The sequence below is a fragment of the Citrobacter sp. Cm046 genome (assembly GCF_030333065.1).
GTDB lineage: Bacteria > Pseudomonadota > Gammaproteobacteria > Enterobacterales > Enterobacteriaceae > Citrobacter > Citrobacter murliniae.
In genome coordinates, this window is sequence record NZ_JAOWGP010000031.1 from 1 (window position 1) to 22,957 (window position 22,957).

The 22,957-nt window shown below is 51.9% G+C and carries 21 protein-coding genes; 2 read left to right on the plus strand and 19 right to left on the minus strand.

The genetic code is table 11. The features are described 5' to 3' along the window. Positions 1-32: 32 nt before the first annotated feature. The 11 genes from OGX98_RS03620 to OGX98_RS03670 all read right to left on the minus strand — a co-directional run bounded on the left by OGX98_RS03620 (position 33) and on the right by OGX98_RS03670 (position 11,111). Positions 33-1,390, minus strand: a protein-coding gene (locus OGX98_RS03620; RefSeq protein WP_286594712.1) for an IS3 family transposase whose coding sequence is annotated in 2 segments (ribosomal slippage) — positions 33-928 and positions 928-1,390 — 1,359 coding nt in all. Because the reading frame shifts where the segments join, the coding sequence is not laid out codon by codon here. Positions 1,391-1,487: 97 nt separating this feature from the next. After that, entirely contained in the window at positions 1,488-2,453 is a 966-nt protein-coding gene (gene lipA, locus OGX98_RS03625) for a lipoyl synthase (protein ID WP_045441031.1), read from the minus strand. A gap of 261 nt (positions 2,454-2,714) precedes the next feature. After that, on the minus strand, positions 2,715-3,356 hold the full coding sequence (gene lipB / locus OGX98_RS03630) for a lipoyl(octanoyl) transferase LipB (RefSeq protein WP_286594837.1): 642 nt from the start codon (positions 3,354-3,356) through the stop codon (positions 2,715-2,717). A gap of 224 nt (positions 3,357-3,580) precedes the next feature. Beyond that, positions 3,581-3,844, minus strand: coding sequence for a DUF493 family protein YbeD (gene ybeD, locus OGX98_RS03635; RefSeq protein WP_003022706.1), 264 nt, complete (start codon positions 3,842-3,844; stop codon positions 3,581-3,583). Between the two features lie 106 nt (positions 3,845-3,950). Beyond that, positions 3,951-5,162 carry a D-alanyl-D-alanine carboxypeptidase DacA gene (gene dacA / locus OGX98_RS03640; protein WP_045441033.1) on the minus strand — a complete coding sequence of 404 codons (1,212 nt, stop codon included), beginning with the start codon at positions 5,160-5,162 and terminating at the stop codon, positions 3,951-3,953. Between the two features lie 142 nt (positions 5,163-5,304). Further along, entirely contained in the window at positions 5,305-6,399 is a 1,095-nt protein-coding gene (gene rlpA, locus OGX98_RS03645) for an endolytic peptidoglycan transglycosylase RlpA (protein WP_286594838.1), read from the minus strand. Positions 6,400-6,409: 10 nt separating this feature from the next. After that, positions 6,410-7,522 (minus strand): peptidoglycan glycosyltransferase MrdB, encoded by a 1,113-nt coding sequence (gene mrdB / locus OGX98_RS03650; protein WP_045441035.1) that lies wholly within the window; start codon positions 7,520-7,522, stop codon positions 6,410-6,412. A 2-nt stretch (positions 7,523-7,524) separates the two neighbouring features. Further along, complete coding sequence (gene mrdA / locus OGX98_RS03655; RefSeq protein ID WP_045441036.1) at positions 7,525-9,426, minus strand: peptidoglycan DD-transpeptidase MrdA; 1,902 nt, start codon at positions 9,424-9,426, stop codon at positions 7,525-7,527. Between the two features lie 30 nt (positions 9,427-9,456). After that, positions 9,457-9,924, minus strand: coding sequence for a 23S rRNA (pseudouridine(1915)-N(3))-methyltransferase RlmH (rlmH, locus tag OGX98_RS03660; RefSeq protein ID WP_003022725.1), 468 nt, complete (start codon positions 9,922-9,924; stop codon positions 9,457-9,459). Positions 9,925-9,927: 3 nt separating this feature from the next. After that, on the minus strand, positions 9,928-10,245 hold the full coding sequence (gene rsfS, locus OGX98_RS03665) for a ribosome silencing factor (RefSeq protein WP_045441037.1): 318 nt from the start codon (positions 10,243-10,245) through the stop codon (positions 9,928-9,930). 254 nt (positions 10,246-10,499) lie between these two features. Next, positions 10,500-11,111 (minus strand): adenosylcobalamin/alpha-ribazole phosphatase, encoded by a 612-nt coding sequence (locus OGX98_RS03670; RefSeq protein WP_286594839.1) that lies wholly within the window; start codon positions 11,109-11,111, stop codon positions 10,500-10,502. 96 nt (positions 11,112-11,207) lie between these two features. Between OGX98_RS03670 and cobD the strand changes: the two genes are divergently transcribed. Then, complete coding sequence (gene cobD, locus OGX98_RS03675) at positions 11,208-12,302, plus strand: threonine-phosphate decarboxylase CobD (protein WP_045449491.1); 1,095 nt, start codon at positions 11,208-11,210, stop codon at positions 12,300-12,302. Here the strand turns inward: cobD and nadD are convergent. The 4 genes from nadD to leuS are packed head-to-tail and all read right to left on the minus strand — an operon-like array spanning position 12,277 to position 17,141. Next, positions 12,277-12,918: a nicotinate-nucleotide adenylyltransferase gene (gene nadD / locus OGX98_RS03680; protein ID WP_136345291.1), complete on the minus strand. Its 642-nt coding sequence runs from the start codon at positions 12,916-12,918 to the stop codon at positions 12,277-12,279. The two genes, cobD and nadD, sit on opposite strands and share 26 nt — an antisense overlap. A 1-nt stretch (position 12,919) precedes the next feature. Beyond that, the gene (gene holA, locus OGX98_RS03685) at positions 12,920-13,951 is read right to left on the minus strand and encodes a DNA polymerase III subunit delta (RefSeq protein WP_045441039.1); all 1,032 of its coding nucleotides are present in this window, start codon (positions 13,949-13,951) and stop codon (positions 12,920-12,922) included. Beyond that, the gene (gene lptE, locus OGX98_RS03690; RefSeq protein ID WP_048221864.1) at positions 13,951-14,544 is read right to left on the minus strand and encodes an LPS assembly lipoprotein LptE; all 594 of its coding nucleotides are present in this window, start codon (positions 14,542-14,544) and stop codon (positions 13,951-13,953) included. Before lptE ends, holA begins: the two co-directional genes overlap by 1 nt. Positions 14,545-14,558: 14 nt before the next feature. Then, positions 14,559-17,141: a leucine--tRNA ligase gene (gene leuS / locus OGX98_RS03695; protein ID WP_136345292.1), complete on the minus strand. Its 2,583-nt coding sequence runs from the start codon at positions 17,139-17,141 to the stop codon at positions 14,559-14,561. Positions 17,142-17,376: 235 nt separating this feature from the next. Here leuS and OGX98_RS03700 point away from each other — a divergent pair, with 235 nt between their 5' ends. Further along, positions 17,377-17,859 (plus strand): zinc ribbon-containing protein, encoded by a 483-nt coding sequence (locus tag OGX98_RS03700; RefSeq protein WP_284097110.1) that lies wholly within the window; start codon positions 17,377-17,379, stop codon positions 17,857-17,859. Positions 17,860-17,927: 68 nt separating this feature from the next. Here the strand turns inward: OGX98_RS03700 and OGX98_RS03705 are convergent, their stop codons facing one another. Genes OGX98_RS03705 through OGX98_RS03720 form a run of 4 tightly spaced genes read right to left on the minus strand, consistent with a single transcriptional unit; the run spans position 17,928 to position 22,927 of the window. After that, the gene (locus tag OGX98_RS03705) at positions 17,928-18,533 is read right to left on the minus strand and encodes a fimbrial protein (protein ID WP_286594840.1); all 606 of its coding nucleotides are present in this window, start codon (positions 18,531-18,533) and stop codon (positions 17,928-17,930) included. A 17-nt stretch (positions 18,534-18,550) separates the two neighbouring features. Next, on the minus strand, positions 18,551-19,636 hold the full coding sequence (locus OGX98_RS03710) for a fimbrial protein (RefSeq protein ID WP_286594841.1): 1,086 nt from the start codon (positions 19,634-19,636) through the stop codon (positions 18,551-18,553). Continuing rightward, positions 19,636-22,209, minus strand: coding sequence for a fimbria/pilus outer membrane usher protein (locus OGX98_RS03715; RefSeq protein ID WP_082138887.1), 2,574 nt, complete (start codon positions 22,207-22,209; stop codon positions 19,636-19,638). The genes OGX98_RS03710 and OGX98_RS03715 overlap by 1 nt, the downstream gene beginning before the upstream one ends. 37 nt (positions 22,210-22,246) lie before the next feature. Beyond that, entirely contained in the window at positions 22,247-22,927 is a 681-nt protein-coding gene (locus OGX98_RS03720; protein WP_045441045.1) for a fimbrial biogenesis chaperone, read from the minus strand. Between the last annotated feature and the right edge of the window lie 30 nt (positions 22,928-22,957).

The following is a 22,957-nucleotide window of genomic DNA, read 5'->3' on the forward strand; positions in this document are numbered from 1 at the left end:
TGAACTGACCCCATAATATTGGACAGTTTATTTTAAGCGGTTATCTGGGCCTGGATTCGGTATTCTACCGGACTCAGGCCTTTCAGTTTCTGTTTTATTCTTTCATGGTTGTAATAGTGGATATAGTCATCGATAGCCATGCGCAACTCGCTGATATTCTCGTGTTCCGTGAGGTAAAAACACTCAGATTTCAGTGTGCCGAAGAAGCTCTCCATCACTGCATTGTCATGACAGTTCCCCTTCCTTGACATGCTCTGTCTCAGACCCGCCTCCTTAAGCCGGTTCTGATAATGTGCCATCTGATATTGCCAGCCCTGATCTGAGTGGAGCAGCGGGTATTCGTTTTTGCCCAGTACAGATATAGCCTTCGACAGCATGTTATCCACCATCGACAGAAGAGGACGGGGCCCCATCTGGTACGCAACTATTTCTCCGTTATACAGATCCAGAATCGGGGACAGATACAGCTTTTCTCCGCTGATTTTAAATTCCGTGACATCTGTAACCCACTTTTGGTTGGGCTTATCCGCACTGAACTGCCGGTTCAGTACATTACCCACAACTTTCCCATACCGGCCTTTGTAAGAGTTATATTTCTTCCTTCTGATACAACAGGTTAAACCCAGAGCCTTCATTAACCTGTGAACCGTTTTATGGTTCAGTAAGCTTCCTTCCCGGCGGCCAGCCAGCGTGATTCGCCTGTATCCATACCGTCCTTTATGTTTATGGAACAGCGTTAAAATCTGCTGCTTGTCATCAGCATATTTGTCTGGTTTTTTACCGCTGGCCAGTTGCCAGTAGAACGTGCTTCTCGCCAGCCCTGCGGCGTTTAACAAGCGTGCAAGAGAGAACTTCAGCCTTAACTCATTCACGACCTGCGCTTTATCCCGCGTCCTGACGTGCTCCTTTCCCTGAGTAAGGCCTGCAGCTTTTTTAGATATGCCACTTCAGCACGCAGTTGTTCAAGCTCCTCACGTTCATCCGGGTCAAGAGGAGCCTGCAAAGGAGGGACAGGGTGATTCTCAGGGTGTTCTGGCATCGTTTTTTTCCTGCGTCGGCTGTCTGTAAGGGCTTCTAATCCCCCTTCATCATACAGTCGTTCCCACTGACAAACAGTGGAAAAGGCCGGGATAATGAATTTTGCACAGACTTCGCGAACAGACAGGTGGTGTTCACGCATATGCAGGATAACGGACTCTTTAAACGCAGGAGAATAGGTAAAATGCCGGGTTGTAAGCCCGGCTTCGCCATGAAGCTTCCAGGCAGCAGACCACTTACGAACGGCACTGTGATCGATACCAAAACGTTTTGCCGTCGCTTCCTGTCCTTCCTGCCCGGAAAGATAGTGCTGCACAACCTCAAGCTTAAAGCTGAGAGAATACTTGCTCATAAAAAACTGCACCTTACTTCGTTGGGTGTCCAACTTTTTGGGTGCAGTTCAAATTTGCCGGTTTTTTATTGCTGAAATGTAAGCGAGTATTACGCGATTACTTAACTTCCAGCCCTTTTGCCTGCATATCTGCATGGTAAGAAGAGCGAACAAACGGACCGCAGGCGGCATGGGTAAAGCCCATCGCCATTGCTTCGGCTTTCATTTCATCAAACTCATCCGGGCTAACATAGCGCTGAACCGGCAAATGGTGACGGCTTGGCTGCAAATACTGCCCCAGCGTCAACATCGTTACGCCATGACGGCGCAGATCGCGCATAACTTCAATGATTTCGGCATTGGTTTCACCCAGACCCACCATCAGACCTGATTTGGTTGGGATCTCCGGATGCGCTTCTTTGAAACGTTCCAGAAGTTTCAGCGACCAGTTGTAATCAGCACCCGGACGAACGTTGCGGTAAATACGCGGCACGTTCTCGAGGTTGTGGTTGAATACATCTGGCGGGGTTGCCGTAAGGATATCCAGCGCGCGATCCATACGACCACGGAAGTCCGGTACCAGCGTTTCGATTTTAATCGTAGGGCTTTTCTCACGGATAGCAGTGATGCAGTCAGCAAAGTGCTGAGCGCCACCATCACGCAGATCGTCACGGTCGACTGAGGTGATGACGACATAGCGTAGCGCCATGTCTGCAATTGTCTGAGCCAGTTTTAATGGTTCGTTGGCATCAGGGGCAACCGGACGTCCATGGGCAACGTCACAGAACGGACACCGGCGGGTACAAATTGCGCCGAGGATCATAAAGGTTGCGGTTCCGTGATTGAAACATTCAGCCAGGTTAGGGCAGGAAGCTTCTTCGCACACAGAGTGCAGGCCATTTTTGCGCATTGCTGCTTTGATGCCCTGGATGCGAGTGGAGTCCGCTGGAAGTTTTATTTTCATCCATTCCGGTTTACGCAGCAGGGCTTCGCGCTCTGTTGCCACATTTTTTACCGGGATAAGAGCCATCTTATCGGCATCGCGGTATTTAACACCGCGTTCCATCACAATGGGTTTACTCATAGCGTGCGTGTTCCAGTTGCGAATAACGAAGGAAAGCGTTTCAATTCAAGGGAATGTTGTATTTATCAACTATTTTTGAATTAGTGATACGCAGTATATCATTGAAACGGGCCATAAAGCAGCCTGACAGGCTGGCAAAATGTAAAATAGTTGTTGTTTTGTGCCATTTGCCCAACATTTGCTGTGGCAAAGTATGCCCCGCTTTTCAGACGTCACTTTGATCGTATGACCTGCCATATCCAGGTCCTTCAATGCGCACGTTTAGTCTGATATATATTCATGAGGCGGGTTGCCCAGCAGCGCTAAGATGTTTGCTAACAAGCGAGGGCGGACGCTCTCTGTTGTTGCATTACTATCCCACTGCGATACCTTCGCCATCTCCATCCCGGCATAGCCGCAAGGATTGATGCGCTGGAAAGGTGACAAATCCATATCCACATTTAACGCTAAACCGTGAAATGAACATCCTTTACGGATACGTAACCCTAACGAGCAGATTTTCTTTTCACCAACATAAACGCCTGGCGCGTCGGCTCGCGGGTGAGCGTCGATGCCCATTTCAGCAAGGGTGTTAACAACAGTGTTTTCCAGCAGCGTGACCAGTTCGCGTACACCCAGCTTAAGTCGTTTCAGGTTCAACAGAACATACATAACCTGCTGGCCTGGTCCGTGGTATGTCACCTGACCGCCACGGTCGCTCTGGATAACCGGAATATCCCCCGGCATCAGTACGTGCTCTGCTTTACCTGCCTGACCCTGAGTAAAGACAGGATAATGCTCTACCAGCCAGATTTCGTCATGGCTGTTTTCATCGCGGGTATCGGTGAATTCGTGCATGGCCAGAGAGACTGGCTCGTAAGGCTGAAGACCAAGCTGGCGGACAAGAATTTTATCCTGATACAAAACGGCATCTCCGTAGATACTCGTCGTCTTTCAAGTGGCAGGTAGGGTGTTGGCGCTAACTCACACCAGTCACTTACTTGAATAAGCTCCCGGGGATTCGCTGTCTTACCGTCTTGCTGCAACTCGAAATTCAGAGTAGAGAATGTAAAAGAGGGGAAAAGTATATCACAGGGGTGGGGGAGAGAGGTTACCCGAGCGGAGTGCTCCGGGTAACCGACAGGCTTTTACAGCACCATACGAACGATGTCGATATTGCCTAATTCTTCGTACAGTGTTTCAACCTGCTCAATGTGCGTAGCAGTGATCGTAATAGAGACCGAGTGGTAGTTGCCTTTGCTGCTCGGTTTTACCGTTGGGGAGTAATCACCTGGCGCATGGCGCTGTACCACTTCAACCACCTGATCAACCAGCTCAGGCAACGCCTGCCCCATTACTTTGTAAGTAAATGGAGTAGGGAATTCAAGCAGTTCGTTAAGTTTGGTTTTCATGTCAGCTCCGGCGTTACATCAAAAAATAATAACTCCCACGCTGAGTGGGAGTTATCTGGATACCTAGTATATGGGGACGTAAATCACACTTTCAAGTGTTCAATTTTTAGCCAAACCAGTGATGGAACATTAATTTAATGTAATCAATGATTTTACCAAAGAAGTTACCTTCCGGGATTTCCTGCAGTACAACCAGTGGACGTTGTTCAATGGTTTTCCCATCCAGCTGGAAGTTAATAGTGCCGACAACCTGGTTTTTCTGCAGCGGAGCATGCAGTTCAGTTGTATTCAGAACATAGCTCGCTTTCAGGTCTTTCATACGGCCGCGCGGAATAGTCAGGTAGACATCTTTATCAACGCCTAACGATGCACGATCGGTATTACCAAACCAGGCTGGTTCAGAAGCGAACTCTTTACCGACTTTCAGCGGATTTACGGTTTCAAAGAAACGGAAGCCCCAGGTCAGCAGTTTTTTGCTTTCGGTTTCACGGCCTTTATAGGTGCGACCACCCATGACTGCGGAGATCAGACGCATCTGACCTTCGGTTGCCGATGCCACGAGGTTATAACCAGCCTTATCGGTGTGACCGGTTTTAATCCCGTCAACATTCAGGCTGTTATCCCACAGCAGACCGTTACGGTTTAGCTGACGGATGCCGTTAAAAGTGAACTCTTTTTCTTTATAGATAGAGTATTCGTTAGGCACGTCGCGGATCAGTGCCTGACCAATCAACGCCATATCGCGTGCAGAGCTGTACTGACCTTCAGCATCCAGGCCATGAACGGTCTGGAAGTGGGTGTTTTTCAGCCCCAGTGCATTCACATAGCTGTTCATCAGACCGACGAAAGCATCCTGGCTACCGGCAGAGAAATCGGCCATTGCAACACAGGCATCGTTACCTGATTGCAGGTTAATCCCACGGATCAGCTGTGAAACGGGAACCTGCATACCCGGCTTGAGGAACATCAGGGATGAACCTTTAAATACCGGGTTTCCTGTAGCCCACGCGTCATTGCCGACGGTGACCAGATCGGTTTCTTTGAACTTGCCTGCTTTCATTGCCTGGCCGATGACGTAGCTGGTCATCATTTTGGTCAGGCTGGCGGGATCGCGGCGTGTGTCAGCATTTTGTTCTGCCAGAACTTTGCCTGAATTGTAATCGATCAGGATATACGACTCCGCATCGATCTGCGGAACGCCCGGGATCATGGTTTTGATATTCAGGTCATCGGCATGGGCAGCAGAGAGAGAGGCTGCGCAGAGAGCCGCGGTGAGCGCCATGCGCTGCACGAAACGAGCGGAAAAAGTGGTCTTCATGGTCTGAACTACGACGTCCGTGATGAAATTAAAAAAAGTGCCCTACTATAGCAAATGCGTAACTTACAGGCATCCGACTTTCCGCGTGACTTTGTTAATGTCATTTACAGAAATTGACAACTCGGATACCTGGTTTACGTTACTACACGCCGGTGATGAAGGACTGTAATTGTGCTTCGGATTGAAGACGTTGCTGCAACGTAGAGGCTTCAGCTTTGCTGGCGAACGGCCCCATCTGAATACGCCAAACGGCACCGTTTTGTACCACACGGCCCGGAACGCCAAACTGTTGGCTTAAACGTTTCTGATACTGCTGCGCGCGGCTCTGCTCACTGACGGCACCAACCTGAACCACGTAACGCCCGTTGGCTGTTGCCGCAGGAGTGATGGCGGCAGCGGGAGCAGATACCGGAGCGGTTGAGGTGACTGGCGTAGCGACAGTGGGCTGTGGAGCAGGCGTTGGTTCGCTGCCTTCCAGCACACCAGCGGCGAGCGTCGTTGGTGCACCGAGGAAACCACCGCTATTAACCGGCGCGCCGGTTGGGTCATCGCTTTTCAGCGTTGAATTACTGATAGGGCGGATATCCGTTTGCGGCTGACCTGCATCCGGCGCGGAAGGCATACTGCCACCACCGCTCAAATCCGGACGTGAGGGCAGGGCGTATGTTTGTTTCGCAACAGTCGTACAGGCCATACCGGGTCCTGACAAAGAACCATCCGGCGCGACGATAATAGGATCTACGTGCACTTTGGTGTTGTTCGAGGTGTTCAGGCGATCGGCGGATGCACGCGAAAGAGAGATGATGCGATCGTTACCATAAGGGCCGCGATCGTTAATGCGCACCACGATCATCCTGCCATTGGCCAGGTTAGTTACCCGGGCATAGCTTGGGATCGGTAGTGTCGGATGCGCCGCAGTCAACTGCATCGGATCGAACGCTTCCCCTGAAGCGGTTAAATTGCTACCAGGTTCCGCGTCGTAAATAGCAGCCAGACCGGCCTGACTGAAGCGAGAGGGATCCTGGACTATCTTGTAACTCTTACCGTCACGCTGATAATCCTGATTCGCCGTCGGGTTCAGGGGTTCAAAGCGCGGATCGGCCCCGCTGATTTCAACAATCGGACCATTACACACCGCAGGCTGCGGCGCGACAGCAACCTGTTGCTGACCATCATCATTCGAACATGCCGCGAGCATTCCTGCTGCGATGCAGATTCCAAGCCACTGCTTACGCATTGCGTACCCCTTACACGCTTTTCGACAACATTTTTCTATGGGTGTGGATCGACATGACAATCCCGAACCCGGCCATCAGCACTATCAGTGCAGAGCCTCCGTAACTGACCAGTGGGAGTGGAACCCCTACAACGGGCAGAATACCGCTCACCATACCAATATTTACGAAGACATAAACGAATAATATCAACATTAAACCGCCAGCCATGACGCGACCAAAGGTCGTTTGCGCTCGGGCAGCGATCCATAATCCGCGCATAATCAGCAGAATGTACAGCGTCAGCAGTATTAATATCCCGACCAGGCCCAGCTCTTCGGCTAAAACGGCAAAGATAAAGTCCGTATGACGCTCGGGTAAAAACTCCAACTGTGACTGCGTTCCGTGTAGCCAGCCTTTACCGCGCAGACCGCCGGAACCAATAGCAATTTTAGACTGAATAATGTGATAACCCGCACCCAGCGGATCGGTTTCTGGATCGAGAAGCATCATTACACGCTGGCGCTGGTAATCATGCATCAGGAAGAACCAGAGTATCGGGATAAACGCTGCGACCAGTACAACGGCGACGCCGATTAAACGCCAGCTTAAGCCTGACAGGAACAGAACGAACAAACCGGAAAGGGCAACCAGGATAGAGGTTCCCAGGTCAGGTTGCGCGGCAACCAGCAGGGTAGGCATGAAAATCAATACCAGCGCAATGGCGGTATTCTTCAGCGATGGCGGACAAACATCACGGTTAATAAAGCGAGCCACCATCAGTGGAACGGCAATCTTGGCAATTTCAGAGGGTTGAAAACGCACGATGCCCAAATCGAGCCAACGCTGCGCGCCTTTGGAAATCGCGCCGAATGCATCCACCGCGACCAGCAGGATGATACAGATGATATAGAGATAGGGCGCCCAGCCTTCATAAACCCTGGGGGGGATTTGCGCCATTACCACCATGATCACCAGACCCATCGCGATCTGGCCTACCTTGCGCTCCATCATGCCAATATCCTGGCCGCTGGCGCTCCAGATAACTAGCGAGCTGTAAACCAGCAGCGCCAGCAAAATGAGTAACATAGTGGGATCGATATGAATTTTATCCCAGAATGTCTTTTTGTTCGGATTATCCGTCACGATTATTGGTCCTCAGCTGCTGCAACCGCTGGGTTTTCCGCAGGCAGATTGGTGTTGTTGTCGCCCAACATAATGTGGTCAAGGATCTGGCGCATGAGTGTACCTACAGCCGGACCGGCGCCACCGTTTTCGAGGATCATCGCGACGGCGACCTCAGGTTTATCGTAGGGCGCGAATGCCGTCATCAGCTTATGGTCGCGTAAACGTTCGGCGATTTTATGCGCATTATAGGTTTCGTTGGCTTTCAGACCAAAGACCTGCGCAGTACCGGATTTCGCGGCAATTTTGTACGGTGCGCCAGCAAAATATTTGTGTGCGGTACCGTTGGGGCGGTTAGCTACGCCGTACATACCGTCTTTGGCGATTTCCCAGTAACCGGAGTGAATGTCACCGACGGGAGGTTCATGCGGCTGTACCCACGGCACTTGCTTGCCGTTTTCCGCTGTGCTCATCAGCAGATGTGGGACTTTGACCATGCCGTCATTGATAAGGATCATCAGCGCCTTACTCATCTGGATAGGGGTTGCTGTCCAGTAGCCCTGACCGATACCGACCGGAATTGTATCACCCTGGTACCACGGCTTTTTAAACCGTTTTTGCTTCCATTCGCGGGTAGGCATGTTACCTGCGCGCTCTTCGGCGAGATCGATGCCAGTGTAATGGCCGTAGCCAAATTTACTCATCCACTCCGAAAGTCGATCTATCCCCATATCATAGGCGATTTGATAGAAAAACGTATCTGCCGACTCTTCCAGAGAGCGGGTGATATTCAGATGACCATGGCCCCACTTTTTCCAGTCACGGTAGCGTTTTTCGGAGCCGGGCAACTGCCACCAGCCTGGATCGAACAGGCCGGTATTACGGGTAATCACGCCCGCGCTTAACGCGGAAACCGCCACGTAAGGTTTAACCGTTGAAGCAGGGGGGTAAACACCTTGCGTCGCGCGGTTAACCAACGGGGTATTGGGATCGTTAAGTAACCCTGAATAATCTTTGCTGGAGATACCATCTACAAACAGGTTAGGATCGTAGCTGGGCATTGAAACCAGCGCCAGTACACCACCGGTGCGTGGGTCTGTTACGACAACGGCGGCGCGGCTACCCGCCAGCAGCGTTTCGATATACTGCTGAAGCTTCAAATCAAGCGTGAGATAAATATCATGCCCGGCCTGCGGTGCGACCTCTTTTAACTGGCGAATGACGCGACCACGGTTGTTTACTTCAACTTCTTCATAACCGGTCTGGCCGTGAAGTACATCTTCGTAATAGCGCTCGATACCCAGTTTGCCAATATCGTGGGTGGCAGCATAGTTGGCCAGCTTGCCGTCTTTATCCAGGCGTTCAACGTCTTTATCGTTGATCTTTGATACGTAGCCAATAACGTGAGTCAGCGCTGAGCCGTAGGGATAGTAACGGCGTTTGTAGCCTTTTACTTCGACGCCAGGAAAACGGTACTGATTAACGGCGAATCGCGCCACCTGCACTTCCGTCAGGTTTGTTTTCACTGGGATTGAAGTGAAGCGATGGGAACGTGAACGCTCTTTCTTAAAGGCGGCAATATCGTCGTCATTCAGATCAACCACGCTCCGTAGCGCGTCCAGTGTTTGCTGAACGTTATCGACCTTCTCCGGCATCATTTCTATTTGATAGATGGTGCGGTTTAGGGCGAGGGGAATGCCGTTGCGGTCATAAATGATGCCGCGGCTGGGCGCGATAGGCACCAGTTTGATACGGTTTTCGTTTGAGCGGGTCTGATAATCAGTGAAACGAACGATTTGCAGATTATAAAGGTTGGCGATCAGCACACCGGTGAGCAGCAAAATCCCCAAAAAAGCAACCAGCGCCCGACGCACAAACAGCGCGGACTCAGCCGTATAGTCGCGAAAAGAATTCTGTAGTTTCATCCGCTGCTTAATCTACTCAAGACTCAATGATCACTCACGGTGATATGGATGGTTGGTGGTAATGCTCCACGCCCTGTACAGACTCTCTGCTACCAGTACCCGAACAAGCGGGTGAGGAAGGGTTAATGCAGAGAGTGACCAGCTTTGTTCCGCTGCGGCTTTACAGGCTGGGGACAGCCCTTCCGGTCCGCCAATCAGGAGACTGACATCACGACCATCCAGTTTCCAGCGTTCCAGCTCGGTTGCCAGCTGTGGCGTATCCCAGGGTTTTCCGGGAATATCGAGGGTGACGATGCGATTTTTGCCTGCGGCAGCCAGCATCTGTTCACCCTCTTTGTCGAGAATGCGTTTTATATCCGCGTTCTTGCCGCGTTTTCCTGCCGGGATTTCGATAAGCTCAAAGGGCATGTCTTTTGGAAACCGGCGGAGATACTCCGTAAACCCGGTTTGCACCCAGTCAGGCATTTTTGTACCCACAGCGACAAGTTGCAGCTTCACGCATTAACTCCAGAGTTTTTCCAGTTCGTACAGGCGACGGCTCTCTTCCTGCATAACGTGGACAATCACATCGCCGAGGTCAACAACGATCCAGTCAGCTACGTTCTCGCCTTCTACGCCAAGCGGCAACAGGCCAGCTGCGCGGGATTCCTGAACAACGTGGTCAGCGATAGACATGACATGGCGGCTGGACGTGCCAGTGCAGATAATCATGCAGTCAGTGATACTGGATTTGCCCTGAACGTCTAAGGCGATGATGTCTTGACCTTTCAGGTCATCAATTTTGTCGATTACAAAATCCTGGAGTGCTTTACCCTGCAAGTGTTCCCCCTGGGTGAAAAGAGTTAAAAACGTCTGTTAGTATACCTGAACCAGAGGCGATATCGGGACAAATGTCTCCGAAAGCGCTTTTGAAGTGCGCTATCATCCCACCCCACGCAACAGAATGCATCGCCATTTTTGTAAAACAATTTCTGCAAAGCTCTGAAGGGCGGGAAAAGTCAGGCTGCGGAGAATAGCAGCCTGTCATGGGGTGTCAATGGGCGAAAGGCTCCTGAGCAGAAAAAACAGAGCTTTCACTCACCTTTGTGCCAAACTGCCCGGCTGTTCAGGACTTTCAGCACGGCAAAATTGTCACAGAAATCAATCGCGCTCCAGCAACCTTGTTCGACGCGAAAATGCCACATTGACGCCGCAGGCATTGACAGAAGACGGGCGATCAACACGCTCAAAACACCCTGATGGCTGACCACAAGCAGGTTCTCGCTTTCTTTATAATCAGCCAGTTGTGCAATAAACCGTTCAACGCGTTGTGAAAATGCCTGAAATCCTTCGCCATTGGTCGGCGTTGCATTTTGCCAGTCGTTACACCATATGGCGTAATTCTCTGCGTCCTCACGCGCAAGGTCGCGATGATGACGCATTTCCCAGTCGCCAAAGAACATCTCGTTTAGCTCAGGCATAATGCGTAGCGGAACGTCGCGATCCGCCAGGATCAACTGTGTCGTATGGCGAGCTCGCTCAAGTTCACTGCACAGCACGTGTTCAACAGGAACGTTGCGTAACAGCGTCGATAACGTTTTGGCCTGAGCAATTCCCCGCTCAGTCAACGACGTAGGCGCATGGCCGCTGTATAATCCGGCCACATTGGCTTCGGTTTCTCCGTGGCGTACTAACCAAAGTCTCATTGTTTCCTCGTGAGGCTATTCGCACAAAATATGATGTTTGCCCTGATTGCGCAGAGATTTTTCAATAAAATACTCTTTTTTAAGTGGAGCGGCACGATGTCTTTATTGAAGAGCGCGCATGGCGGGAACACACGAGAAGCCGCAGCATTGTTGGGCATCCCGCCTGAGCAATTGCTGGATTTTAGCGCGAATATTAATCCGCTGGGTATGCCAGCAAGTTTAAAACGCGCGCTGATCGACAATTTGGATTGCGCTGAACGTTACCCGGATGTCGAATACGCCCATCTGCACGCTGCACTGGCGGAGCATCACCACATTCCGTCCTCGTGGATCCTCGCCGGAAACGGTGAAACAGAGTCAATCTTTACGCTGGTTAATAGCCTGAAGCCGCGCCATGCGATGATCGTTATCCCTGGATTTGCTGAATACCGCCGGGCGCTGCAATGGGGTGAATGCGCAATACATGAATTTGCGTTGTGTGAAGAAGACGGCTGGCAGCTTACTGATGCCATTCTTGATGCGTTAACGCCGCAACTGGACTGCCTTTTTCTCTGTACGCCCAACAACCCTACCGGGCTGTTGCCCGATAACCACCTGCTACAAGAGATCGCAAAACGTTGTGAAACCCTCGGAATTGCCCTGATCCTTGATGAAGCGTTTATTGATTTTATTGCCGGTGAGCAGGGATTCATCCCGCTGTTGCAAGCGAATCCACATATTTGGGTACTGCGCTCACTAACCAAGTTTTATGCGATCCCTGGACTGCGTTTGGGGTATCTGATCAACAGCAATGAGCAGGCCGTCGCGCACATGCGCAGTCGGCAAATGCCCTGGTCAATCAATGCATTTGCCGCCCTTGCGGGAGAGATGATCCTGCGGGATAGCGCCTATCAACAGGCAACATGGAAATGGCTGGAGCAAGAAGGGAAGCGTTTTGATCAGCAGTTGAAAAATCAGCCCGGTTTAACGGTTTATCCTGGTCTGGCAAATTATCGCCTGTTGCGTTGCGATCGGGCTGGTATTGATCTGCAAAGATCGCTACTCGAGCAGCATATTTTGATCCGCAGTTGCGCTAACTACCCGGGGCTGGATGCGCGTTATTACCGGGTAGCTGTTCGTGGTGAGGAGGAGAATAACCGTCTGCTGGCGGCATTAAGCCTCACGCTTAACGGTACAGCCCTTGCTGATTGATATAGTCCAGAACGGAACCGGGCAATAAGTCGTCGCATGGCTCGCCCTTTTCGATACGCTCGCGAATAAGCGTGGCGGAAATATTGAACCACGGCGTTTCTGCCAGATAAATCTTTCCTGAGGGAAGGTTGTGTAAGTCATCTGGCGTGTGGGTCAGATGACGTTCCAGCCATTGCTGATGCCGTTCCTGAACCATTTCCAGCGGATACCCCGGACGTCGACATACGATGAGGTGGGTATTGTCCAGGATGGTGTCGGAGTCGTGCCAGGAAGGGAAGGTGAGCAGCGAGTCCTGACCAATAATAAAGGCCAGCGGAACCTCCGGACCTTGCTCCGCGCGCCACTCTTTTAGCGTCTGTGCGGTATAGGAGGCGGTATCACGTTTCAATTCACGTTCATCCAGGATAAACAATGGCTTATCGGCGATTGCCAGTTCAACCATATGCTTACGCTGTGCACTGGAGGCCTCAGGTTGTGCACGATGGGGCGGCACATTATTAGGCATGATGATGACCCGGGAAAGGCCAATCAGATTAGCCAGAATTTCAACGGGTTTAAGATGACCATAATGCACCGGATCAAAGGTGCCACCGAACAGAGCCTGCAATGATTTCATATCAACCATCAATAAATACATCGGCCAGTGGTTTATGGCACAGCAAAAGGGAAAGTCCCTCAAGCTCAGCCCATACTGACTGACCGTAGTCTTGTTTAAGCGTTATTTCCGTACGTGTTAGCAGCGTCACTGCCTGACGTAGCTGCTCAGGAGACAGCCGATTTAGCGCATCTCCCATCATGCCACGACGGTTTTGCCACACCCGATGTTTATCAAACAATGTGCGTAACGGCGTATGGGTAGACTGGCGTTTAAGATTTACCAGCAGCAATAGTTCACGCTGCAGAGTTCGCAGCAGAATGACCGGTTCACTACCTTCAAGGCGCAACTGCTGCAAAATGTGCAACGCGCGTTTGCTTTTGCCCATCAGCAGCGCATCCACCCAGTGGAAGGGGGTAAAGTGCGCGGCATCGTTAACGGCTTGCTCCACGCGGGGAAGCGTGAGTTTGCCATCGGGCCAGAGTAATGATAATCGATCCAGCGCCTGTGCCAGCGCTAACAGATTGCCTTCATAGCAATAGCACAATAGCTGGTTGGCGGCGTCATCCAGTTGCAGGTTATTTTGCTTCGCCCTTGCAGCAACCCAGCGCGGAAGCTGTGCCTGCTCTGGTGTCTGGCAACTGATCTGGACCGCATTGCTTGCCAGTCCGCTATACCATGCGGCATTTTCCTGCGCTTTGGTCAGCTTATTGCCGCGAACAATCAGCAGCAGATCGTCATGGAGCAGGGTGACGAGCGTGGCAAGCTGTTCGTTAATCGCTGCATTTGGACCATTTTCGGGCAACTGCAGGAGCAAGGTCTGACGGCTGGCAAACAGGCTCATTGCCTGGCACAGTGAAAAAATAGCGCCCCAGTCGGTGCTGGTGTCGATGGTGAAAGCGTGGTGTTCTTCGAACCCTTGCGTAGCGGCAGCCAGACGAATCGCGTCCTGGCTTTCCTGTAACAGGAGGGGATCGTTGCCCAGTAGTAAATACGCCGCGCGCAGCCCTTCTTTGAGCTGTGCGCGGAGTTGTTCAGGGTACAACTTGAGCATCAGTTACCCAGCGTGGTGGAAACACGCGCCGGAGAAGATGCTGGCGCTGCTGTTTTCGTCACCGCAGGCTGTACATCATCACTGGATGACTGAGCATCGGCGATATGTACGCTTGGCAGCTTACGAATCAACTGTTCGGCTGCTTTGTCATACATCTCTTTGATGATCATATCCTGCTCGTTATCCTTCGCCAGTGCCGCTTGTGGGTTGTCAAAGAACGAACGATAGACTTTAGCGCTGATCGGATAAATATCATGTCCAGGGATCAATACCGAGGCATTGACTGACATCACCATCTGGTATTCAGCCGTTTGACCGTTCTGGAACACAGACGCCGTATCCTGAGAGATGCTGACCGTACCAAGACGTAAGGACGTGACATCTTTACGCATTGAACCGTCTTCAAGCAACTCCACGCCGTTAAGACGCAGCTGATTACGTACCGCGCGGCTTAAGGGGCCGTTCGGATCGCCTGAGTTCAGAATCATAGTTTTCATCGTGGGGGGCACCTGCGTGGTACTACGCAGATGCCAGCCACACCCGGCGGTGACCAGCACCACCAGGGATAACAACAATGTTGTCAGATGTCGCACGCTTCCTCCCGCGCTTAGCCAACGACCAGATTGAGGAGTTTACCTGGTACATAAATCACTTTACGTACGGTAACGCCATCAAGATATTTTGCCACCAGGTGTTCCTGGCCAGCACGTTCACGAACCTGCTCTTCAGTGGCGTTTACCGGAACGGTGATTTTGCCACGTACTTTACCGTTAACCTGGACAACAACCAGCGTAGAGTCTTCGACCATTGCGCTTTCGTCAGCAACAGGCCATGGCGCGTTGTCGATATCGCCTTCGCCTTTCAGCGCTTGCCACAAGGTGAAGCAAACGTGAGGGGTGAACGGGTTCAGCATACGTACAACGGCCAGCAACGCTTCCTGCATCAGGGCGCGGTCCTGTTCGTCTTCGGTCGGTGCTTTCGCCAGCTTGTTCATCAGTTCCATAATTGCCGCAATCGCGGTGTTAAAGGTCTGACGACGGCCGATATCATCGGTAACTTTAGCAATAGTTTTGTGAACGTCACGGCGCAGAGCTTTCTGATCTTCGCTCAGGCTTTCAACGTTCAGGCTGGCAACATCACCCCTGGAGGTGTGCTCATAAACCAGTTTCCAGACACGTTTCAGGAAGCGGTTTGCCCCTTCAACGCCAGATTCCTGCCATTCCAGGGTCATATCAGCCGGAGAGGCAAACATCATAAACAGACGTACGGTGTCCGCGCCGTAACGCTCAACCATCACCTGCGGGTCGATACCGTTGTTTTTAGACTTGGACATTTTGCTCATGCCGGTATACACCAGCTCATGACCTTCCGCGTCCTTCGCTTTAACGATACGGCCTTTTTCGTCGCGCTCAACGATCGCGTCAACCGGAGAAACCCAGTTACGTTCGCCGTTTGCACCAACGTAGTAGAAGGCATCTGCCAGCACCATGCCCTGACACAGCAACTGTTTCGCTGGTTCGTCAGAGTTCACCATGCCCGCGTCACGCATCAGTTTGTGGAAGAAGCGGAAGTAGAGCAGGTGCATGATGGCGTGTTCAATACCGCCAATGTAGATGTCAACCGGCAGCCAGTAGTTCGCGGCTTTAGAGTCCAGCATGCCTTCCTGATACTGCGGGCAGGTATAGCGCGCGTAGTACCATGAAGATTCCATAAAGGTGTCGAAGGTGTCAGTTTCACGCAGCGCAGGCATACCGTTAACGGTGGTTTTCGCCCACTCAGGATCGGCTTTGATCGGGCTGGTGATACCGTCCATGACCACGTCTTCCGGCAGAATAACCGGCAGTTGATCTTCCGGGGTTGGCAGTACGGTGCCATCTTCCAGAGTAACCATCGGGATCGGCGCGCCCCAGTAACGCTGACGGGAAACACCCCAGTCGCGCAGACGGTAGTTGACTTTGCGCTCACCAACCCCTTTAGCGACCAGTTCGTCGGCAATGGCGTTGAACGCGTCTTCAAAGGACAGACCGTCAAATTTACCTGAGTTGAACAGCACGCCTTTTTCAGTCAGAGCCTGTTCGGACAGATCCGGTTCTGAACCGTCAGCAGCCAGAATGACCGGCTTAATGTTCAGACCGTATTTGGTGGCAAATTCGTAGTCGCGCTGATCGTGGCCAGGAACGGCCATTACAGCACCCGTGCCGTATTCCATCAGCACGAAGTTCGCTGCCCATACCGGGATCTCTTCGCCAGTCAGCGGGTGAATCGCTTTAAAGCCAGTGTTGACGCCTTTCTTCTCCATGGTTGCCATTTCGGCTTCGGCAACCTTGGTGTTGCGGCATTCGTCGATGAAAGCCGCCAGTTCCGGATTGTTTGCCGCCGCTTTCTGCGCCAGCGGGTGACCCGCTGCAACCGCCAGGTAAGTGGCACCCATAAAGGTGTCCGGGCGGGTGGTGTAAACGGTGAGCGTGTTGTCATAACCGGTGACATCGAAGGTGATTTCCACGCCTTCAGAACGACCGATCCAGTTACGCTGCATCGTTTTCACTGTGTCAGGCCAGTGATCCAGGTTATCCAGGTCGCGCAACAGTTCGTCAGCGTAAGCGGTGATTTTGATAAACCACTGTGGGATCTCTTTACGCTCAACTTTGGTATCGCAGCGCCAGCAGCAACCGTCGATAACCTGCTCGTTCGCCAGTACGGTTTGGTCGTTCGGGCACCAGTTGACCGCAGAGGTTTTCTTGTACACCAGGCCTTTTTTATACAGCTCGGTGAAAAACTTCTGTTCCCAGCGGTAATATTCCGGGGTGCAGGTCGCCAGCTCGCGGCTCCAGTCATAACCGAAGCCCAGCATTTTGAGCTGGTTTTTCATGTAGGCGATGTTGTCGTACGTCCATGGTGCCGGGGCAGTGTTGTTTTTAACCGCTGCGCCTTCAGCTGGCAGGCCGAACGCATCCCAACCAATGGGCTGCAGGACGTTTTTGCCCAGCATACGCTGGTAACGGGCGATCACGTCACCGATGGTGTAGTTACGTACGTGGCCCATGTGTAGTCGACCAGAAGGATAGGGAAGCATAGACAGGCAGTAATACTTCTCTTTGCTCTCGTCTTCGGTAACTTCAAATGTGCGCTTCTCATCCCAGTGAAGCTGTACTTTGGATTCTATCTCTTCCGGGCGGTATTGCTCTTGCATGGCAGCCAGTGGTCCTGTTTTCAATACAGCTACAAACGTAGCTTTAGATGTGGTGTTTCAGATCCGCATAGCATAGCCCAAACGCCCGCGTCAAAACAGCCTTTCGCGCATTCAGCATTGAATTCTCGCAAGGATAAATCTTGCACGAATTTACATACTCTGTGGACAGTCTTGCAAAGCGTTTCGTAAATAACGTCTATTATTATAGGCAGTTAACGACCCAGGAGGCGAAGCGATGAACAAGGTTGCTCAATATTACCGTGAACTGGTGGCGTCACTTAGCGAACGTCTGCGCAATGGCGAACGCGACATTGATGCGCTGGTAGACCAGGCGCGCCAGCGCGTTATGCAGACCGGGGAGTTAACGCGAACCGAAATCGATGAGCTGACGCGGGCCGTCAGGCGCGATCTGGAAGAGTTTGCGCTGAGTTATGAAGAGAGTCTCGACGAGGAGACTGACAGCGTCTTTATGCGAGTGATTAAAGAGAGCATCTGGCAGGAGCTGGCGGATATTACTGATAAAACGCAGCTGGAGTGGCGTGAGGTATTCCAGGATCTGAGTCATCACGGCGTGTATCACAGCGGTGAAGTGGTGGGGCTGGGCAATCTGGTGTGCGAGAAATGCCACTTCCATTTAGCGGTGTACACGCCGGACGTGCTGCCGTTATGCCCGAAGTGTGGGCATGACCAATTCCAGCGGCGGCCATTTGAGCCGTAATGCGGCGTAAAAAATGGCCCGGATACTCTCCGGGCCATATGTTTTATACGAGGGGACGCTAACCGGGTTCAGGGAACAATCAGCGTCATGTAAATATTGGTTCTGACATTTCCCGGTACCGCCGCCGACTGGTCGGTCAGATAGGTTAATTTCCCGGCAAAGGTTAACACGATAGAATCATCGCTTCCGCTCGCGGCCGGTAGCGTGTAAGCAGCGAGATTGCGAATCGCACCGTCACTAATATCCCCTCCCGTGCCCATCACCTTCATTTGTATCCCGACGCCTTTTGCCACATTCTCATCATATTCATCATCCAGCTCATTGGCGAAAACAGTGCCATTATCGCCGTCAACCATTTGGCCTTCAAAACGGATAATAGCCCCGTTGCCATCCCGACCGTTTTTCACACAGTCCCCGGTTATGGTGAGCTTGCGGTTGTTAAATGAGACCCAATTAAAGGTTGGCTGTATTGCCACCTCGCCCATATCGAGATCCATAATTTCTTCATTGCCCTTAATTTCACAGGAGGCCTTAATCACCCCAGTGACGCTGATGGGAATATCGACCTCCTCCCCCTTTTGCAATTGCGGCCCATACACTGCCAGAGAAGGCGGCAGACAACTGACCCACAGAAGAAGCGCAGCGCCAGAGTATTTGAATAAATAATTGTTCATAGCGTGTCCCTCGCGCATTACTGAATTTTAATGTTCAATACCGCAGTGGATTGAAACTGGCCGGGTTTTATGTCGCCAAATCGGTAGTAGTAGGCGTAGAGCTTAAACACAAGCTTCGGTGAGACAGAGTCGATATCGCCATCCCGCAAATAGATCGGTTGGCCGAATATCACATCGACTTTGTTCTCTTCGCTCGTATCTCCATCCTCAGTAATGTTGTACTGGAATGTGGCGCCGAGCCCCTCTGTGTAACCGTCACCTTTTACTGAATCCAGAACGTTATCCATCCCCGGATGAAGATTGCCCGTATCACTGATTGTGAATTGCACATTCAGATCGCTGTCGCACCTAATAGGTCCTATCGATTGACGTACCTTCGTTGAGCTAAGCCTTCCAAGACCACCGTGTTCGCCTGGGTCCTCTGCCAAATGGTTGGCCATGACGGTTCGCATAGTAAAGTTAAGCTCCGATGTCGATAGTACATTGCATGTTGCAACAGCACGGGAGCCGCTGCTAATACCAAAGATAACCGATTCAGAAGGGGTACCCTCCTCTCCCCCAGCTCCCCCAGCGCGCAATTTAAGTATGGGTTGCTCGCTAAAAACCCCGCCTTTTGGGTCCTTTGGGCCAATAGCCAAAAACTCATACTTCGGGTATTTGGCAACAGTGAAGTACCGAGGTAGGGTGTCCTCTGAGGCAGGAATCTCCCAACGCCTGGAGGTAAATGACCCGTTGGTTAACACCACGTCCTTTTCCATACCGGAAAAGTTATTCATTGCAATATCCGCCGTAAGCTTCACCCCGATGCCGGAAATCGACGTTTTCTGCGCATCGTACACCCCCGCAGGGGCGTAGGAGGACACCATCTCCAGCTCTATCCACCCGCCATCTTTATTACACTTGACACTACCGGCAAAGCCGTCAAGCACTTCATATGAGACTATCCCCGGGCTCGGATCGTCGTACTTGTTATAATCCAGCCACACCCCCCCATAAAATAAGCCTGCATCTGATACCGGATCAATCTGACAGTCCGCCAACGCGCTCTGGGAGCATCCTACTGCCAGCGCGCCCACCATGAGTAAAACCAGCTTCCCTTTCATTATTTACATTCTCCTTTGGCCATCGTTACCCCGGTGACCGGCGGTGTCGCCGCACTGTGGTACACCATGCGACAGGATTGATTATTGCCCCACTTCGCCAGCAGCGTGGTGTTATCACTCAGCCCTGCGAGGTACACCTCGCCGTCATTACCGACAATCGCGCTTTGCCCGGCGCCGCTTTCCTGCGTCACCATCGCACCAAACGGCACTACGCTGCCGTTGCTGCGCAGCAAGGTAACCAGCGCTCTTTCACCGACATTTGCCTTGTATTCTGCCCGCACCAGCGCGCCTCGCGTTGGCACCAGCGTCTGGCTGGTTTCTGTCAGATCGATATCTTCCGGCAGCGTTTCGGTATCCAGATTCACTTCGTTTTCACGGTATGGCGTCATGGTGTTCACCACCGTATACCCCCGGAAGTCGGTACGAACCCCGTCGTTATTCGCTACCCGCACACCGGACGCTCCTGGAATTTTCACCAGCGCGTTGGTTTCACCCAGCTCCTGTGCCAGCGTTACCCCGTTGGCGTGAGCGATCACCGACCCCGACATACCGTAGTCGGTCCTTTTGCTATAATCATCGTAACTGTAGCCGCCCTGAACCGTACCGTAGGTCCCGTTGTAGGTTGCGCGCAGGCTGCCGTTATAGGTGTTATCGTCGTCGTCAACGTCGACGTAACCTTGTTGCACACTCCAGTTCAGCGCGTCGCCTTCCAGGGCATAGCCGCTAAGTGTGGCAGAGTGAACCGTGTCGCCACCTTTGGTTGAGTTCATGCTGTAGGTCGCCCATGACTTCGGCAGCAGTTTTTCCAGCGGTACGGAGATACTCAGCGAGAAGACTTCATCTTTGCTGTAGCGTTCGCGCCGGTCATAGGATTGGGTGTTCTTGTTGTAGCTGTAGCCCAGGCTGTAGCTCACTGCGCGCCAGTGGTTGTTCCAGCTTACCCGCCAGGAGTTCATCTGTTGCCCGGTGTTCCAGTAATCCTCGCGTACCAGCGAGCCGGATATTGAACCAAAGTTACCGCCAAACGGTTGGCTCAGGCTGATTTCACCCCGGTTACGACGCCGGTCAGGAAGGATAGGGCCGCTGTTACCCCAGGTATCGAGGATGTCCGCCATCTCATAGTAACCGTCACTGTTGTAGCGGTATCCTGCCATGGTGAGGGTTGTGCCCGTTTCCTGGATAGATTTGCTGTAGCGAATGCGTGATGATTGCCCGCTCTCTTTTACCTCTTCATCAATCGGTTCTTCTGGCGTACCCCAGGATTGCGTGACATCCACAGACAGCGCCCCCCAGCCCCCCATATTTTTACCCAGCCCAATGGCCAGCGACTGGTAATGGCTGGCGAACTGCCCACCGCCGTACAGGGTTAGCCCCCAGGGCAGGCCGTAGCTCGCCGAGGCCTGGGTAAACGACGTTTCATTCACCCCTGAATCATCCGGGCGATAGCGCCCGGTGGTTATTGCATAATCCAGCGTGCCTTCACGCTGCAGGTTGGCCAGCGATGCGTACGGCACGACAAAGTTCTGTTCTGAGCCATCCTGCTCTTTTACCGTAACGTACAAATCCCCGGAGCCGCCCGTTGAGTACAAGTCCTTGATGGAGAATGCACCCGCAGAGACATAATTCTGATAAATAACGTAATTGTTTTGCCGGACGATAATCTGCGCGTTAGTACGGGCAATCCCCTGTACTACCGGTGCGTAGCCACGCTGCGAGTCGGGCCGCATGCTATCGTCGCTTTCGATTTGCGCACCGGTAAACGGCACACTGGTAAACACATCGGAATTGGTCATGCTCTCGCCAAGGGTCAGTTGGCTACCCCAGGCCGGAATATTGCGCTGGGCATACGTGTACGCAGAATCCCATTCCTCGCTGCCGTCGTCATTGTGGTTCCACGTCGAGTAGTTGCGGATACGCCAGGCACCGATATTCATCCCCGGCCGCAGGTTGGCGTACCGGCTATCAGATATGTCGCCGCCGTGTCGCTGGCGGGTTTCATCGCCGGTGAAGTCATAGTTGAGGATCAGCGCGTTGATACCTTCATCCCAGTCTTCCGGTGGAATATATCCCCGGATGTCGTTGGCCAGCGCTGCCTGCGGAACGCTTATCTGTAATTGCTGTTTATTAAAATCAAAGAGGGTGGAGAGGCTTTTAATCGCCAGCAGATTCGCGCAGTCATTGCCTTTCTGCGTCAGCGCAGGGTAGGCGGAAACATTGACGCCGTATTTTTTTAGCTGCGCGACGCTGAGGCAAGGGGTTAGCTGGCCGTCATTATCAACGGAGAAGTTTATATTCTGGGTATCAACCCGACGCTTGTTGACCAAAATATCAACGCGATAGTTGCCAGGAGGCTGACCGCCTTTTTCAAACACCGAGAGATCTACCGGCATCTCGCCGGAGCCGGAGTGCTTAAAAAATGCCGAGTTGAAACGCGAAGGCGTGGACATCGCCTTTTTCGTATCCGTGTTGTTTTCAGCCGCGTAAATAGGTGTACAGCTTAATCCACAGGCCAGCATAATTCCCAGCGCCAGCTGGGTTTTATGAAGCGGCGCAGATGTGGTTATTATTTTCATGTCAACCATCCATCAATAAGGATAACTAATCCATCAGTCAAATATGTGTATGGAAATCTTCGCCAACACCACCCTGGTCATTTATTATTGCGAACGATACATCTCCCCCGGTTACGCCTTTCGGTAAATCAAAACGGGCACTTTCGCCTGGGGCCACATAGGTGACGTGTTCCACCTTTTTGCCAGCGACGGTTATTTTGCTGAAGTTAAAATAGTAGGCGGAAGCATTGTTCACCTGAATCTGATTTCCGCTGCGTTGCCAGGTGAGTTTATTTTTTTGGTTAGCCGGAATGAAGTTATCTAATGACTTTGGACGGTAAATTAATTTAATTACCGTATTTATCGCGATCTGAATGCTGTTGTCCGCTTTTGACTCGCTGGGTATGCCTTTAACATTCAGCCAGAATAAAGATTCTTTATTTTCTGGTAGTGGGGTGGTGAGAATAATGCGCAGTACATTCTTTTGCTTAGGGTCAAGGCGGAACAACGGCGGTGTAATGATAAATGGCGCTTTCTGCGCTTTATTACCATCCGGCATCTCAACCCATGACTGTACTAAATAAGGAGAACTGTCAGGGTTTTCCAGGTTAATGGATGCCTCTTTTTTCGCGCCGTTATAAATGACCCGCGTTCCCATTAACGACACGTTGGCATAGGCACTGGATAAGGTGAATGCGCCTAATAGCATACCGATAATGATTTTTTGAATTCCCTTCATTGCTTATTTCCTCGAAAACCAAAATATAAT